Genomic DNA, 14,766 nt, shown 5'->3' with positions numbered 1-14,766 from the left:
GCTAGCGCGTCCGGCCGGCAAAGACAATGTTCGGCCCACCAGCCCCGAAAGCAAACGGCGGGAACTCCCGCCGCGTGCACGTTCGGAGCTTTGGCGCGCCGGCCTACTTCTTCTGCCGCGCCGGGCCTTCGCGCTCGGCCGAGCGTGCCCAAAGGTTGATGTCTGCGTCGCGCGCATACTGGTCGATCTCGGCCAGTTCGGCGTCGCTGAAGGCGAGGTTCCTGATCGCTCCGACGCAATCCTCGACCTGCTCCGGGCGGCTGGCGCCGATCAGCGCCGAGGTCACGCGACCGCCGCGCAGCACCCAGGCCAGCGCCATCTGCGCCAGTGTCTGGCCGCGGCGCTCGGCAATGGCGTTGAGCGCGCGGATGTTGGCGAGCGTCTTGTCGCTGAGGAAAGCCTGCCGCAGCGACTTGCCCTGCGATGCGCGGCTGCCTTCCGGCACACCTTGCAGGTACTTGCCGGTCAGCATGCCCTGGGCCAGCGGCGAGAACACGATCGAGCCGATGCCGAGCCCGTCGAGCGCATCGAGCAGGCCGTCATCCTCGACCCAGCGGTTGATCAGCGAATAGCTCGGCTGGTGGATCAGGCACGGCGTGCCGAGCCGCTTCAGGATATCGGCGGCCTCGCGCGTGCGCTGGGCGTTATAGGACGAGATGCCGGCGTAGAGCGCCTTGCCCGAGCGCACGGCATGGTCGAGCGCGCCCATCGTCTCTTCAAGCGGCGTCTCGGGGTCGAAGCGGTGCGAATAGAAGATGTCGACATAGTCGAGCCCCATGCGCTTGAGGCTCTGGTCGAGGCTCGCCAGCACATATTTGCGGCTGCCCCACTCGCCATACGGCCCCGGCCACATGTCGTAGCCGGCCTTGGTGGTGATGATCATCTCGTCACGCAGGCCGGCGAAGTCGGTGCGCAGGATTTCGCCGAAGGCGGTCTCTGCCGAACCGGGCGGCGGACCGTAGTTGTTGGCGAGGTCGAAGTGAGTGATGCCGAGGTCGAAGGCCTTCTGGCAGATGGCGCGCTTGGTCTGGTGCGGCGTGTCCTCGCCGAAATTGTGCCACAGGCCGAGCGAAATCGCAGGCAGCTTGAGGCCCGACCTGCCGCAGCGGTTGTAGACCATGTTTTCGTAGCGGTTTGCGGCGGGTTGCCAGGACATAGCGCTTTCCTTGAATTTGTAGACTGCCCCCTCACCCGTCCTCCGCTTCGCTCGGACGACCTCTCCCCGAGGGGAGAGGAGTGCAGCAGCGTTGGCGCCAGACTCTTCTCCCAGCGGGGAGAAGGTGGCCGCGAAGCGGCCGGATGAGGGGCATGTTCCAGATCGAACATGCCTTGCCCTAAAGCAAATGTCACCTCGGGCTGTCTACTGCTTATTCGCCAGCAGCCCCCTCGCAGCGGCGGGCCCCAGCGGCGCGGGCCGTTCGCAAGTGGTCTGCATCTCGACGAACTTCCTCGTCTCGCCCGATTTCAGGATGCCGGTCATGACGTCGATGACGTGGTTGGCGAGTTCGAGCGAACAGCGGTGCGGCCTGCCCTGCATGATCGCCAGCGCCATGTCGGCCAGGCCAGCCGTACGGTAGTTGGCCATCATGCCTTCCGGATGCTTCTCGTTGGGCACGGAGAACGGGTGGTCCCATTTCGGCAGCGTCTTCAGCGGCTTTTCACCCTTGGTGTAACGCAACTCGCCGCCGAAGAAATTGGGGTCCGGCATGTGGATCGTACCGGCCTCGCCATAGAGCTCCATCGGGGCGTGACCGCTATCCCAGACGTCCCAGCTGGCATTGAAGGTGAACACCGCGCCGTTCTCGAATTCCATCAGCGCCAGGATCGTCGTCGGCGTGGTCACCGGGATTTTTTCGCCCGCGCGTGGCTTGGACGAAATCGTGCGTTCCCTGGCCGGTATCGACGACAACGCCGCGACGCGGGCCACCGGCCCGATCAGTTGCACCAGATTGGCGATGTAATAGGGCCCGAGGTCGAGGATCGGCCCGCCGCCCGGCTGGAAGAAGAAGTCGGGATTGGGGTGCCACTGTTCCATGCCGTGGCTCATCACATGGCAGGTTCCGCTGGTGATCCTGCCGAGCCTGCCCGTATCGATCAGGTGCCGCGCCAACTGGTGCGAGCCGCCGAGGAAGGTGTCGGGCGCCGAGCCGATGCGCACGCCCTTCTTCTCGGCCCGCTTCTTCAAATCGAGACCGTCCTTGATGGCGAGCACGAAGGGTTTTTCCGAATAGACGTGCTTGCCGGCATCGATCGCCTGCCTGGAGACCTCATAGTGCACGGCCGGAATGGTCAGGTTGACGACGATGTCGATGTCACCGGATGCCAGCAGCCCCTCGACGGTCTCGGCGCGCAGCTTGAATTCCTTTGCCCGGGCGCGCGCCGCGTCCATGTTGATGTCGGCGCAGGCGCGCATCTCGATGCCTTTGAACGCCGGCGCGTGCTTGAAATAGGTCTTGGAGATGTTGCCGCAGCCGATCACCCCGACTCCGAGTTTCCTTGCCATGCGATGCTCCCTAGAAGGTCCTGGCCGCTGAGATGGATCGCCGCGCGAAGCGCTCGAAGTCGGCAGGATTGTCGTGTTCCATGACGAAGTATTGTGCCGGCGTCCGGTTGCGCAGTGCGATCACCAGTCCCGCCCAGTCGACCACACCATGGCCGACATCCGACCAGCCGTCCTCGTCCTTGGCCTCGCCATCGGGCGCGATGTCCTTGACGTGGGCGGCCACGATACGCGGGCCGAACTCCTCGATCCAATGCAGCGGATCGTCGCCGCCGCGGATCACCCAGGCCACGTCCATCTCCCAGCCGATATCGGGCGCAGCCTCCAGGATCAGCCGTTGCGGCACAAGACCTCCGGCTACCGGGACGAACTCGAAATCATGGTTGTGCCAGGCGAAGTCGAAGCCGCCGTCCCTGGCTTTCCTGCCGATCGCGGCGAGCCGGCGGCCGAAAGCGCGCCAGCCATCCGCATCGGTCGGTCGTTCCGCCGGTTCGAGCCAAGGGCAGGCGATCAGCTTCATGCCCAGCGTTTCGGCGATGCCCTTGGCTGCGCCGAAGTCCCGTTCGAGCATGTCGATGCCGAAATGACCGCTCGGCATGGATAGTCCGTTCTTGTCGAGCTCCGCGCGGAACGCCTCCGGATTCTCGTAGACCCCGCCATACCCTTCGACCTGGGTGTAGCCTAGCGAGGCAAGCGTCTTCAGCACATCTTCCCAAGGCTGAAAGTTGCGCGCGCTGTAGAGTTGAAATGACCAGTCCATCTCGTTCGTCCGGTTGGTTGCGTATGCGGTTCATCTTGGCCAGCGCGGCATGCGTCGTCTCGACGGCAAACCCGCGCCCGAAATCGGCCCGACAGCAGCAGCAGCGGCCAAAAACTCACGCCGTTGCAGTCGCATCGGCTCGTATCTGTAACGTTACAGATTTGAAGCGTAAGTCAACTCGCGACCTGACGCAATGGGCAGCAAGGCCAGTGTAGTGATTTTCTTCGGGACCCGAACAAAAACGCCTCGCCCATTGGCCAAGAAAATCCGGCTGGATTTCGCTATAACTGACTATTTTCGTTGTCATATTGTCGAAGCATCCGACGCATCGCTGCGATGCCGCGGGCAATTCTGCAGCCCGGTCTGAAGTCGCCTCAACGCTCGTTTTGGCCCCTCCAGGAAATCCTACTACAACGTTACAGTTCTTGTCGGAAAAGCTTGCACGGTCCATGATGCAGATGCGATATGCCGATCAGTAAGGACGGCGGGGCAATGGCTATGAACGACAAGACACCGCCGGACCAAAGTGCCGCGCAGGCGGCCGGTGGCGAGGCCAGCCCACCGACGCTGAAGACCATCGCCTTCATGACAGGGCTTGGCGTGACCACCGTTTCCCGTGCACTGAAGGACGCCCCCGAAATCGGGGCGGCGACCCGGCAACGCGTGCAACTGGTCGCCAAGCAGATCGGCTATCGTCCCAACCGCGCGGGCGTGCGCCTGCGGACCGGTAAGACCAATGTCATCAGCCTGGTGCTCAACACCGAAGAGCAGATCGGCGGCTTCGTCTCCGACCTGATCTACGGCATCTCGGAGGCCCTGGCGCCGACGCCCTATCACCTCGTCGTCACGCCCTATTCGCGCACAAACGATCCGCTCGAACCGGTGCGCTATGTCGTCGAGACCGCGTCCGCCGACGGCGTCATCATCTCGCATATCGAGCCCGACGATCAACGCGTGCGCTATATGACCGAGCACGGCATGCCCTTCGCCACGCATGGCCGCACGCACATGGGTATCGAGCACCCCTTCCACGACTTCGACAACCGTGCCTATTCGCGCGAGGCGGTGGAGAAGCTTGCCGCGCTGGGGCGGAAGCGGCTGGCACTGCTCGCACCGCCCTCGAACCTCAGCTACTACAGGCACATGCGCGATGGCTTTGCCGATGCGTTGATGGAGCACGGCTTGAGCGAGGTGCCTTTCCCGACCGCCACCGTCGACCATTCGATCGAAGAGCTCCGCAAACTCACCACTGAGCTTATGCTTCGGCCCAACCGCCCGGACGGCTTCGTCAGCGGAGCGGGTGCCGGCACGTTCGCGCTGGTCGCGGGTGTCGAGGATGCCGGCTTCAAGCTCGGCCAGGATGTCGACATCGTCTCGAAGCAGACATCGAAGCTGCTGCACCTGCTGCGGCCGCAGCTCTATGTGGTCAATGAGGACATCCGGCTGGCCGGCGCGGCACTTGCCCAGGCTGTGCTTGGCCGCATTTCAGGACGCGACATGGCCTCGCTGCAGAGCGTCAGCTACCCGAGAGCGGTGGAGGCCTACGAAGCCTAGCTTCCACTTCCCCACGGGCCGTGATGTGCGCCGGGCGCATCGATGCGCTCGAAACCGTGGGCGCCGAAGAAGTCACGCTGCGCCTGGGTCAGGTCGGTCGAGCCGCGGCCCTGGCGATAGCTGTCGAAATAGGCCAGCGCCGACGACAGCGCCGGCACCGGCAATCCGGCCTCGGCGGCACGGGCGACGATGCGGCGGAGCGAAGGATGCGCCTTGCCCATCATCTCGACGAAGGCCGGCACCATCAGAAGATTGGTCGACGGTTCGGCCTTGCCGAAGGCTTCGGCAATGGTGTCGAGGAACTGCGAGCGGATGATGCAGCCGGCGCGCCAGATCTTGGCGATGGTCGGCATCGGCAGGTTCCAGCCGAACTCCTTCGAGGCGCCGGCCATCACGGCAAAACCCTGCGCGTAGGCAGCGATCTTGCCGGCAAACAGTGCCAGCTCCAGGTCGCCGAGCACTTCGTCCCGGCTGCCTGCGAACTTCAGCGTGTTGGCGCCATAGGCCTTCTCCGCCGCAAGCCGTTCGTCCTTCATCGACGACAGCACACGCGCCGCCACCGCCGCCTCGATCGCCGTTGCCGGAATGCCAAGCTGCTGCGCCTCGATGACTGACCACTTGCCGGTGCCCTTCTGGCCGGCGCGGTCGAGGATGATGTCAACCACCGGGCGGCCGGTCGTGGGATCGTCGGCTTCGAGTACGGATGCGGTGATCTCGATCAGGTAGGACTCCAGCCTGCCCTTGTTCCAGCCGGCGAATACGGGCGCGATCTCCTTCGGCTTCATGCCGAGGCCGTCGCGCAGGATGCCGTAGATCTCGGCGATCATCTGCATGTCGGCATATTCGATGCCATTGTGGATGGTCTTGACGAAATGTCCGGCACCGTCGGTGCCGAGCCAGGCCGCGCATGGCTCGCCCTTGAACTTGGCCGATATCGCGGTCAGCACGTCTTCGACGCGCGTCCAGGATTCAGGCGTGCCGCCGACCATGATCGAGGGGCCGTGGCGCGCGCCCTCCTCGCCGCCCGAGACACCCATGCCGATGAAGGTCAGGCCCGAGCCCTCGAGCTCCTTGAAGCGGCGCATGGTGTCGCGGAAATTGGCATTACCGGCGTCGATGACGATGTCGTTGGCCGACATGACGCCGCGAAGCGCTGCGATCTGCTCGTCGACCGGCGTGCCCGCCAGCACCATGATGATGACCGGGCGCGGCGGGCGGATGGCCTCGGCCAGCTCGGCGATGGAGGCGCAGGGCACGATCATGTTGCGCAGGTCGCCGGCCTGTTCGACGAAGGCCTGGGTCTTCGCCGGGGTGCGGTTGAAGACGGCGATGCGATGGCCTTTTTCGGCGATGTTGAGCGCCAGGTTCGAGCCCATCGTGCCAAGCCCGATCAGTCCGATTTCGGCTTTGTCCATGGTCGCTGTTCCTGTCTGCTGATTGCTGTGGTCCGGGGTGGCGGCATGATTGACCGGGCCCGTGACAAGGTCAACTCGCGCGCGTCCAGGCACCGGCAGAGGCCGATCAACTCGTCGTGCCCTGACCTTGCGTCATCAATCCTTGCGGCGGCGGCCGTAGAGCTCGAGCCGGTGATGGACGATGTCGTAGCCGAGCTGGCGAGCGATTTCCTGCTGTAGCTGTTCGATCCTGTCGGACCGGAACTCGATGACATTGCCGGTTTCGATGTCGATCAGATGGTCGTGGTGATCGCCGCCGGCCTGCTCGAAGCGCGACGGCCCGCCCTCGAAGGCATGGCGGTGGATGGCACCCATCTCCTCCAGCAGCTTCATCGTCCGGTAGACCGTGGACAGGGAGATGCTCTTGTCGATGGTTTCGGCGCGGCGGAAAATCTCGAGCGCGTCGGGATGGTCCTCGGTCTCGCCCAGTATGCCCAGGATGATCTTGCGCGGCCGGGTGATGCGGATGCCCGCCTTGCGCAACGCCTTCTCATAGTCGGGCTTCTTGGAAACGGGCTTGGCTGCGGTTTTCATCATGGCGCGACTATGTGCCAGATGACACCCAGTTGCAAAAGATTATGTACGCGTTCATCCCCAGATGAACAGCGACAACAGCAGCCCCGCTGTGGAAACAGCGCCCGCTAGCGTGCGCCCGCAATCGAACCGCGCACGACGAGATCGACCGGCCAGACCTCGCCGCGGGCCCCGTCCTCCAGCCCCGAGATGCGGGCGGCGAGCCGCTCGGCGACACGGGCGCCGGCGGCGCGGATGGAGGAGCGCGTGGTCGTCAGAGGCACCGAAAAATGCTCGGGCTTCAGCCAGGGAAAGACGTCGTCATGGCTGACCAGCGACAGGTCGCCGGGCAGCGACAAATTGAGGTCGCGCGCCGCCCTGACCACGCCCAGCGCCATGATCAGGCTGGAGCAGACGATCGCCGTCGGCGCGTCGGACGCTTCGAGCAGGCTGCGGGCGGCGCGATAGCCGTTCTCCTCGATCATGACCTCGGAGCGAATGTGCCTGAGATCAAGCGCCAGTCCGCTTTCCAACAGCGCCCGCCTGACGCCGCGCTCGCGGAAGATGGCAAAAGTCTGGGTGTCGTCGCCGTTGATCAGGGCAATGCGCTTGTGGCCGAGTTGGACCAGCAGCCGCGTCGCGTCGTGAAAGGCGCCTTCATTGTCGATGTCGATGTAGGGATAGTCGAAGTCCAGCCCCTCGCTGCGGCCATGGACGATGAACTGGACGCCAAGCTGGTGGGCGAGCGCAATGCGGCTGTCGGCGGCGCGAGGCGCCGAGATGTAGAGCGCGTCGACCTGCTTGTTGGCGACGATGCGCCGGTAGGTCGTCTCCTCGTCCTGGGCATCGGCCGGGCTCAGCACCAGGTCAAGCTCGTGGCCGCGGGCGTAATCGCCAAGGCCCGACAGGAACTCGACGAAATGCGGATCGATGTCGACGGCGGCGCCCGTCGGCATGACGTAGCCGATCATGCCGGCCTTGCCGGTCGCCAGCCGGCGCGCGCTGGGGTTGGGCCGGTAGCCATGGCGCTTGGCCGCCTCCATCACGCGGCGGCGCGTTTCCTCGTTGACCTCGGGATAGCCGTTGAGCGCACGGCTCACCGTCGTCTGCGAAAGCTGGAGCATGGTCGAAAGTTGCTTGAGGTTCACCTCGGCCCCGATTCCCAAAGCGCTTTAGATACAGCCTGGTCCGATCGCCGAACCAAGTAGCCGTGTCGCGCCGGCAAGACTAGGCCCTCAGGTGCTTGGTTTGAAGCAGAATTTACTGCTGCGACGCCCAAAAAGCATGCTGCACCGCACATGCTAGGCAAATTTAAATCGATTAGTTCGGCTGCGCTCTTGACTCTTTTCGATTCCAGTGGCGTGATGAAGCCAGCCAAAGCGCTTTGAAATGCCGTTGTGCGGTGTAGTTGCAGCTCGCGCAAGTCTGAGGCACAGTCGGGGCGGTGCAGGCGGACGGAATGGAGGTTCCGTCCGGAGTTTTCGATCCACTGGGAGGAAGACCATGAGGAAGTCCCTGTTACTGGGCGTGGCGCTGGCCGCCGTCGCCCTGAGCGCGCCCGCCTCGGCGGAGCTGAAGTTCAAGCCGGGCGAGGACGCCCGTTTCACCTGGGCCAATTTCGAAGAACTCAAGAAGGTCGACCTGAAGGGCGAGACGCTCTCGATCTTCGGGCCGTGGCGCGGCGAAGACGAAGCCCTGGCCCGCTCGGTGCTCGAATATTTCAGCGAGGCCACCGGCGCCACCATCAACTACTCGTCGTCCGAGAACTACGAGCAGCAGATCGTCATCGACACGCAGGCCGGCAGCCCGCCCAACATCGCCATCCTGCCGCAGCCCGGCCTGATCCAGGATCTGGCGTCGAAGGGCCTGCTCACCGCGCTGGACGAGGGCACCGCCAACTTCGTCAAGGAGAATTACGGTGCCGGCCAGTCGTGGGTCGATCTCGGCACCTACAAGGACAAGGACGGCAAGCCCGGCTTCTACGGCTTCCCGTTCAAGGCCGACCTGAAGTCGCTGGTCTGGTACGTGCCGGAAAATTTCGAGGAAGCCGGCTATGAGGTGCCCAAGACCTGGGAAGAGATGCAGGCCCTGACTGACAAGATCGTCGCCGATGGCGGCGTACCGTGGTGCATCGGCCTGGGCTCGGGCGGCGCCACCGGCTGGCCGGCGACCGACTGGGTCGAAGACATCATGCTGCGCACCCAGGCGCCCGACGTTTATGACAAGTGGACCCGGAACGAGATTCCGTTCAACGATCCGGCCGTGGTCGGCGCGCTCGACATCTTCGCCAAGATCGCCACCAACGACAAATATGTCGACGGGGGCAAGGCGGCGGTCGCCGCAACCGACTTCCGCGACAGCCCGAAGGGCCTCTTTGCGGTGCCGCCGAAGTGCTACCTGCACCGCCAGGCGTCGTTCATCTCGTCCTTCTTCCCTGAAGGCACCAAGCTCGGCGAGGATGCCGACTTCTTCTACCTGCCGCCGATGGCCGCCAAGCCAGAGCTCGGCAATCCGGTGCTCGGCGGCGGAACGCTGTTCACCATCGCCAAGGACTCCAAGGCCGCGCGCGCCTTCATCGATTTCCTGAAGATGCCGCTGGCCCACGAGGTCTGGATGGCCCAGTCGGGCTTCCTGACCCCGCTCAAGACGGCGAACAAGGAAGCCTATGGCAACGAAGCGCTGAAGAAGCAGGGCGACATCCTGGTCAACGCCTCGACCTTCCGCTTCGACGGTTCCGACCTGATGCCGGGCAAGATCGGCGCCGGCGCCTTCTGGACCGGCATGATCGACCTCGTCGGCGGCAAGCCTGCGGCCGATGTCGCCGCCGACATCCAGAAGAGCTGGGACGCGATCAAGTAGCGCGCGCCCCGCGGACGTCCATGCGAGTTGTGATCCGGGCTGGTTGGCCCGGGTCCGGACGCCCCGGCTTTTCCATTCGTAATTCTGAGCGATGTCAGCCTGATCCCAGGGGGATGATCCCATGACGGCACAGATACTTTCGGCCATTTTCACAATCATCATCGGCGTCGGCGGCTGCGTCGTCTACTACTGGGGCGCCAACAAGATCCTCGACGCGGTCTTTCCTTCGCGCGGCGTCTCGGGTGCTGCCGCTGTCGACAATCTGCGCCGCCAGGGCCTGATCCGGCCGTGGCTGTTCGTCGGTCCGGCGATGCTGATCGTCACCGTCTATCTCGTCTACCCGGTGATCGAAACGCTGAGGCTCTCCGTCATGGACCGCACCGGCCAGAATTTCGTCGGCCTCGCCAATTACAGCTGGGCTTTCGGCGACCGCGAATTTCGAAATTCAATCTTCAACAACCTGCTGTGGCTCGCGGTCGTGCCGGCCGCCTGCACTTTCTTCGGCCTGATCATCGCGGTGCTCACCGACAAGATCTGGTGGGGCAACATCGCCAAGAGCCTGGTGTTCCTGCCGCTCGCCATCTCGTTCGTCGGCGCCAGCGTTATCTGGAAATTCGTCTACGAATACCGCGCCGAAGGCCAGACCCAGATCGGCATCCTGAACGCGGCCGTGCAGTATCTCGGCGGCAATCCGCAGGTGTGGATCTCGACGCCGTTCTGGAACAACTTCTTCCTGATGGTGATCCTGATCTGGATCCAGACCGGCTTTGCCATGGTCATCCTGTCTTCGGCCCTGCGCGGCATCCCGGAGGAAACAATCGAGGCCGCCGTCATCGATGGCGCCAACCCGTTCCAGATCTTCTGGAAAATCATGGTGCCGCAGATCTGGGGCACCATCGCGGTGGTCTGGACCACCATCACCATCCTCGTGCTCAAGGTCTTCGACATCGTGCTGACGATGACCAACGGCCAGTGGAACAGCCAGGTGCTGGCCAACCTGATGTTCGACTGGATGTTCCGCGGCGGCGGCGATTTCGGCCGCGGTGCTGCGATCGCCGTCATCATCATGCTCGCGGTCGTGCCGATCATGATCTGGAACATCCGCCAGGCTAATCGCGAAGGCGGGGGAGGTCACTGACATGGCCAGCGCAAGCGGAAAGTCCTTCTTCGGCCGCTTCGGCGTCCATATCGCAGTGCTTGTCTTCGTCGCCATCTGGACCATCCCGACGCTCGGCATCCTGGTCAGTTCGCTGCGCGACAAGGACCAGCTCATCGTCTCCGGCTGGTGGACAGCACTTTCGACCTCGTCGCAGACCGAAGCCGGCCGCCTGCCGGGTGCTTCGGCCCAGATCGAAAAGGATGGCAAGTTCGTCATCGAGGGCAACATCTTCGGCGACGGTCCGGCACGCAACATCAGCGCCTTCGGCACCAAGGCGCAGCAGCCTACGCAATACGAAGCCGGCACGGTTGCCGATCTCGGCGAAGGCGTCTCACTGCAGCTCAACGCCGACGGTTCCTTCGTGCTGCAGTCGCCCAAAGCCTTCGAGGGCGGCCGCGGCCAGCGCGTCTACTACGCGTCGTCGGCGCCGCCGCGCTTCACCACCGACAACTACCAGACGGTGCTGTTTTCCGAGGGCATCGGCCGCTCCTTCATCAACTCGCTGACGGTCACCATTCCCGCGACCATCATCCCGATCCTGATCGCGGCCTATGCCGCCTATGCGCTGGCCTGGATGCGATTTCCAGGCCGCGCGCTGCTGATCGCCGTCATCATCGGCCTGCTCGTCGTGCCGCTGCAGATGTCGCTCATCCCACTGCTCAAGCTCTACAACGGTGTCGGGCTGTTCTTCGGCGTGCCGGCCAAGACCTATCTCGGCATATGGTTGGCGCATACAGGCTTCGGCCTGCCCTTCGCCATCTACCTGTTGCGCAGCTACATCGCCGGCCTGCCGCGCGAGATCATGGAGTCGGCCCGCATCGACGGCGCCAGCGACTTCGAGATCTTCGTCAAGATCGTGCTGCCGCTGTCCTTCCCGGTGCTCGCCTCCTTCGCCATCTTCCAGTTCCTGTGGGTCTGGAACGACCTTCTGGTGGCGATGGTGTTCCTGGGCTCCGGCTCCGACCAGTTGGTGCTGACCGGCAAGCTCAACGCCCTGCTCGGCTCGCGCGGCGGCGACTGGGAAATCCTCACCACCTCGGCCTTCGTCACCATCATCGTGCCGCTGATCGTGTTCTTCTCGCTCCAACGTTATTTCGTCCGCGGGCTGCTCGCGGGCTCAGTCAAGGGAGGCTAGCTCCATGCAGGCCGCAATGCGCAAGATCGAAAACCCCGCTCCCGCTGCGGATCGCGACTGGTGGCGGGGGGCGGTGATCTACCAGATCTACCCTCGCAGCTTCCAGGACTCCAACGGCGACGGCATCGGCGACTTGAAGGGCATCATCTCGCGGCTGCCGCACATCGCCGACCTCGGCGCGGACGCCGTATGGATCTCGCCCTTCTTCAAGTCGCCGATGAAGGATTTCGGCTACGATATCTCGGATTATCTCGACATCGACCCGATGTTCGGCACGCTGGCCGACTTTGACGCGATGATCGCGGAAGCGCACCGGCTCGGCCTCAAGGTGATGATCGACGGCGTCATCTCGCACACCTCCGACCTGCATCCCTGGTTCAAAGAAAGCCGGGCGAGCCGCGACAACGCCAAAGCAGACTGGTACGTCTGGGCCGACGCCAAGCCAGACGGCAGCCCGCCCAACAACTGGCTGTCGATCTTCGGCGGCTCGGCCTGGCAGTGGGACACCAGGCGCATGCAGTATTACCTGCACAATTTCCTGTCCGAACAGCCCGACCTCAACTTCCACAACCGCGACGTCCAGGACGCGCTGCTTGACGTCACCCGGTTCTGGCTCGACCGCGGCGTCGACGGCTTCCGCCTCGACACCATCAACTTCTACTTCCACTCGGCCGGGCTGGAGGACAATCCCGCGCTGCCGCCGGAGGAGCGCAACGACCAGACCGCACCGGCGGTGAACCCCTACAATTTCCAGGACCACATCTACGACAAGAGCCGGCCGGAGAACCTTGAATTCCTCGCCCGCTTCCGCGCCGTGCTCGACGAGTACCCTGCCGCAGCGGCGGTTGGCGAGGTCGGCGATTCCCAGCGCGGGCTCGAGGTCGTCGCGTCCTACACCGCCGGCGGCGACAAGGTGCAGATGTGCTACGCCTTCGACTTCCTGGCGCCGGAGAAGATCTCTGCCGCCAAGGTGCGCACGGTGCTCGAGGACTTCGGCAAGGCCGCCAGCGACGGCTGGTCGTGCTGGGCCTTCTCCAACCACGACGTCGTCCGCCACGCTTCGCGCTGGGGCATGGGCGAGGCCGACCGCACCGCCTATCTCAAGGTCGTCTCGGCGCTGCTGATGTCGCTGCGCGGTTCGGTCTGCATCTACCAGGGCGAAGAGCTCGGCCTGACTGAAGCCAGTCTTGCCTTCGAGGATCTGCAGGACCCCTATGGCATCCGTTTCTGGCCGGAGTTCAAGGGCCGCGACGGCTGCCGCACGCCGATGGTGTGGAACAAGGACGCTGCCAATGGTGGCTTCTCCAAGGCCAAGCCGTGGCTGCCGGCGCCGGCAGACCATCTGGCCAAGGCGGTCGACACGCAGGAAGGCGACGCCGCCTCGCTGCTCGAACATTACCGCCGGTTTCTCTCGTTCCGCCGGTCGCATCCCGCACTTGCCAAGGGCGACATCTCGTTCCTCGACACACAGGGCGACACGGTGGCCTTCAGCCGCCGCGAGGGCAACGAGGAGATCGTCTGCGTCTTCAATCTCGGCAGCGCACCGGCCACGGTCGATCTCGGAGGCAGGGGCCTGCAGCCTTTGGCGGGACACGGACTTGATGGAAAGGCAGACGCCGGCGCAGTCCGGCTCGGCAGCTACGGCGCCTGGTTCGGGCGCTTCGCCTGACCGACGCTGACAGAAATCTGGGAGGAAACCATGGCCGATCTAACGCTCAGGGACGTCAAGAAATCATACGGCAATCTGCACATTCTCCACGGCATCGATCTCGACATCAAATCGGGTGAGTTCATCGTCTTCGTCGGCCCCTCGGGCTGCGGAAAGTCGACGCTGCTGCGCTCTATCGCCGGGCTCGAGGAGATCACCGGCGGCACGCTGGAGATCGCCGGCGAGAAGGTCAACGACATCCCGCCATCCAAGCGCGGCATCGCCATGGTGTTCCAGTCCTACGCGCTCTACCCGCACATGACCGTCTACGACAACATGGCCTTCGGCATGAAGATCGCCAAGGAAAGCAAGGCCGAGATCGACAAGCGCGTGCGCGCCGCCGCCGAGATCCTGCAGTTGACCAAGTATCTCGACCGGCTGCCCAAGGCGATGTCGGGCGGCCAGCGCCAGCGCGTCGCCATCGGCCGCGCCATCGTGCGCAACCCCAAGGTCTTCCTGTTCGACGAACCGCTGTCGAACCTCGACGCAGCGCTGCGCGTCGCCACCCGCATCGAGATCGCCAAGCTCAAGGAGTCGATGCCCAACACGACGATGATCTATGTCACCCACGACCAGGTCGAGGCGATGACGCTGGCCGACCGTATCGTCGTGCTCAAGGACGGCCGCATCGAGCAGGTCGGCACGCCGATGGAACTCTACAAGCACCCCGGCAATCTGTTTGTCGCCCAGTTCATCGGCTCGCCGGCGATGAACATCGTTGGCGGCACCATCGAGCGGGCCGGTGAGACCAGCCTGGTCAGCCATGTCGGCGGCCACAAGACCCCGGTGCCGGTGGCGACACCCACTGATGCCCAAGGCAAGGCAGTGAGCTTCGGCGTGCGGCCCGAGGACCTCTATGTCGCGACCGGCGACGACTACCTGTTCGAGGGGCTCGTCGACTATGTCGAGCAGCTCGGCGAGGTCCAGCTCGTCTATATCGACATCGGCCGCGCCGACCAGCCGCTGGTGGCCAAGCTTCCGGGCAATGTCGAGGTCAAGCGCGGTGCGAAGATCCGGCTCGCCGCCAGCCCCGACGAGTTGCATATCTTCGACAGCGAAGGCCATTCGTTTGCCCGCCGCAGATTGGCGGCGGCAGCCGCGTGACGCTCTTCACCCTCCCCCTT

12 protein-coding genes are annotated in these 14,766 nt (G+C 64.2%); 6 read left to right on the top strand and 6 right to left on the bottom strand.

Features of this window, described 5'->3' with window-relative positions; translation table 11 throughout:
* Positions 1–103 precede the first annotated feature (103 nt).
* The 3 genes from mgrA to WHT83_RS06875 form a co-directional block, all read right to left on the bottom strand.
* A complete protein-coding gene (gene mgrA, locus WHT83_RS06885; RefSeq protein ID WP_183263012.1) occupies positions 104–1,156 on the bottom strand; it encodes an L-glyceraldehyde 3-phosphate reductase in 1,053 nt (350 codons plus the stop codon).
* Between the two features lie 204 nt (positions 1,157–1,360).
* On the bottom strand, positions 1,361–2,503 hold the full coding sequence (locus WHT83_RS06880; RefSeq protein WP_406873369.1) for a Gfo/Idh/MocA family protein: 1,143 nt from the start codon (positions 2,501–2,503) through the stop codon (positions 1,361–1,363).
* A 10-nt stretch (positions 2,504–2,513) separates the two neighbouring features.
* Positions 2,514–3,260, bottom strand: coding sequence for a sugar phosphate isomerase/epimerase family protein (locus WHT83_RS06875; RefSeq protein ID WP_406873368.1), 747 nt, complete (start codon positions 3,258–3,260; stop codon positions 2,514–2,516).
* 498 nt (positions 3,261–3,758) lie between these two features.
* On the opposite strand from WHT83_RS06875, the gene WHT83_RS06870 reads away from it, so the two are divergent.
* Complete coding sequence (locus tag WHT83_RS06870) at positions 3,759–4,814, top strand: LacI family transcriptional regulator (protein WP_406873942.1); 1,056 nt, start codon at positions 3,759–3,761, stop codon at positions 4,812–4,814.
* Here the strand turns inward: WHT83_RS06870 and gndA are convergent.
* The 3 genes from gndA to WHT83_RS06855 all read right to left on the bottom strand — a co-directional run bounded on the left by gndA (position 4,811) and on the right by WHT83_RS06855 (position 7,929).
* Positions 4,811–6,229, bottom strand: a complete 1,419-nt coding sequence (gene gndA / locus WHT83_RS06865; RefSeq protein ID WP_406873367.1) for an NADP-dependent phosphogluconate dehydrogenase — start codon at positions 6,227–6,229, stop codon at positions 4,811–4,813. The genes WHT83_RS06870 and gndA overlap by 4 nt on opposite strands.
* 135 nt (positions 6,230–6,364) lie before the next feature.
* Positions 6,365–6,805 (bottom strand): Fur family transcriptional regulator, encoded by a 441-nt coding sequence (locus tag WHT83_RS06860; protein WP_108605606.1) that lies wholly within the window; start codon positions 6,803–6,805, stop codon positions 6,365–6,367.
* 104 nt (positions 6,806–6,909) lie between these two features.
* Positions 6,910–7,929 (bottom strand): substrate-binding domain-containing protein, encoded by a 1,020-nt coding sequence (locus WHT83_RS06855; RefSeq protein ID WP_108609560.1) that lies wholly within the window; start codon positions 7,927–7,929, stop codon positions 6,910–6,912.
* A gap of 355 nt (positions 7,930–8,284) precedes the next feature.
* On the opposite strand from WHT83_RS06855, the gene WHT83_RS06850 reads away from it, so the two are divergent.
* The 5 genes from WHT83_RS06850 to WHT83_RS06830 all read left to right on the top strand — a co-directional run bounded on the left by WHT83_RS06850 (position 8,285) and on the right by WHT83_RS06830 (position 14,746).
* Positions 8,285–9,640, top strand: a complete 1,356-nt coding sequence (locus WHT83_RS06850) for an ABC transporter substrate-binding protein (RefSeq protein WP_183263017.1) — start codon at positions 8,285–8,287, stop codon at positions 9,638–9,640.
* Positions 9,641–9,761: 121 nt separating this feature from the next.
* Positions 9,762–10,778 carry a carbohydrate ABC transporter permease gene (locus WHT83_RS06845; protein ID WP_108605608.1) on the top strand — a complete coding sequence of 339 codons (1,017 nt, stop codon included), beginning with the start codon at positions 9,762–9,764 and terminating at the stop codon, positions 10,776–10,778.
* 1 nt (position 10,779) lies between these two features.
* Complete coding sequence (locus tag WHT83_RS06840; protein ID WP_183263018.1) at positions 10,780–11,934, top strand: carbohydrate ABC transporter permease; 1,155 nt, start codon at positions 10,780–10,782, stop codon at positions 11,932–11,934.
* A gap of 4 nt (positions 11,935–11,938) precedes the next feature.
* The gene (locus WHT83_RS06835) at positions 11,939–13,603 is read left to right on the top strand and encodes an alpha-amylase family glycosyl hydrolase (RefSeq protein ID WP_318762817.1); all 1,665 of its coding nucleotides are present in this window, start codon (positions 11,939–11,941) and stop codon (positions 13,601–13,603) included.
* A gap of 30 nt (positions 13,604–13,633) precedes the next feature.
* Entirely contained in the window at positions 13,634–14,746 is a 1,113-nt protein-coding gene (locus WHT83_RS06830; protein ID WP_318762818.1) for an ABC transporter ATP-binding protein, read from the top strand.
* Positions 14,747–14,766 lie beyond the last annotated feature (20 nt).

Origin of the sequence: Aminobacter sp. P9b (assembly GCF_045345995.1) — a bacterium.
GTDB lineage: Bacteria > Pseudomonadota > Alphaproteobacteria > Rhizobiales > Rhizobiaceae > Aminobacter > Aminobacter niigataensis.
This window is presented reverse-complemented; position numbering and strand designations above follow the sequence as displayed.

Coding starts and splice junctions, on each gene's coding strand:
- mgrA (WP_183263012.1), bottom strand. CDS start 1,156: ATGTCCTGGCAACCCGCCGCAAACCGCTACGAAAACATGGTCTACAAC.
- WHT83_RS06880 (WP_406873369.1), bottom strand. CDS start 2,503: ATGGCAAGGAAACTCGGAGTCGGGGTGATCGGCTGCGGCAACATCTCC.
- WHT83_RS06875 (WP_406873368.1), bottom strand. CDS start 3,260: ATGGACTGGTCATTTCAACTCTACAGCGCGCGCAACTTTCAGCCTTGG.
- WHT83_RS06870 (WP_406873942.1), top strand. CDS start 3,759: ATGAACGACAAGACACCGCCGGACCAAAGTGCCGCGCAGGCGGCCGGT.
- gndA (WP_406873367.1), bottom strand. CDS start 6,229: ATGGACAAAGCCGAAATCGGACTGATCGGGCTTGGCACGATGGGCTCG.
- WHT83_RS06860 (WP_108605606.1), bottom strand. CDS start 6,805: ATGATGAAAACCGCAGCCAAGCCCGTTTCCAAGAAGCCCGACTATGAG.
- WHT83_RS06850 (WP_183263017.1), top strand. CDS start 8,285: ATGAGGAAGTCCCTGTTACTGGGCGTGGCGCTGGCCGCCGTCGCCCTG.
- WHT83_RS06845 (WP_108605608.1), top strand. CDS start 9,762: ATGACGGCACAGATACTTTCGGCCATTTTCACAATCATCATCGGCGTC.
- WHT83_RS06840 (WP_183263018.1), top strand. CDS start 10,780: ATGGCCAGCGCAAGCGGAAAGTCCTTCTTCGGCCGCTTCGGCGTCCAT.
- WHT83_RS06835 (WP_318762817.1), top strand. CDS start 11,939: ATGCAGGCCGCAATGCGCAAGATCGAAAACCCCGCTCCCGCTGCGGAT.
- WHT83_RS06830 (WP_318762818.1), top strand. CDS start 13,634: ATGGCCGATCTAACGCTCAGGGACGTCAAGAAATCATACGGCAATCTG.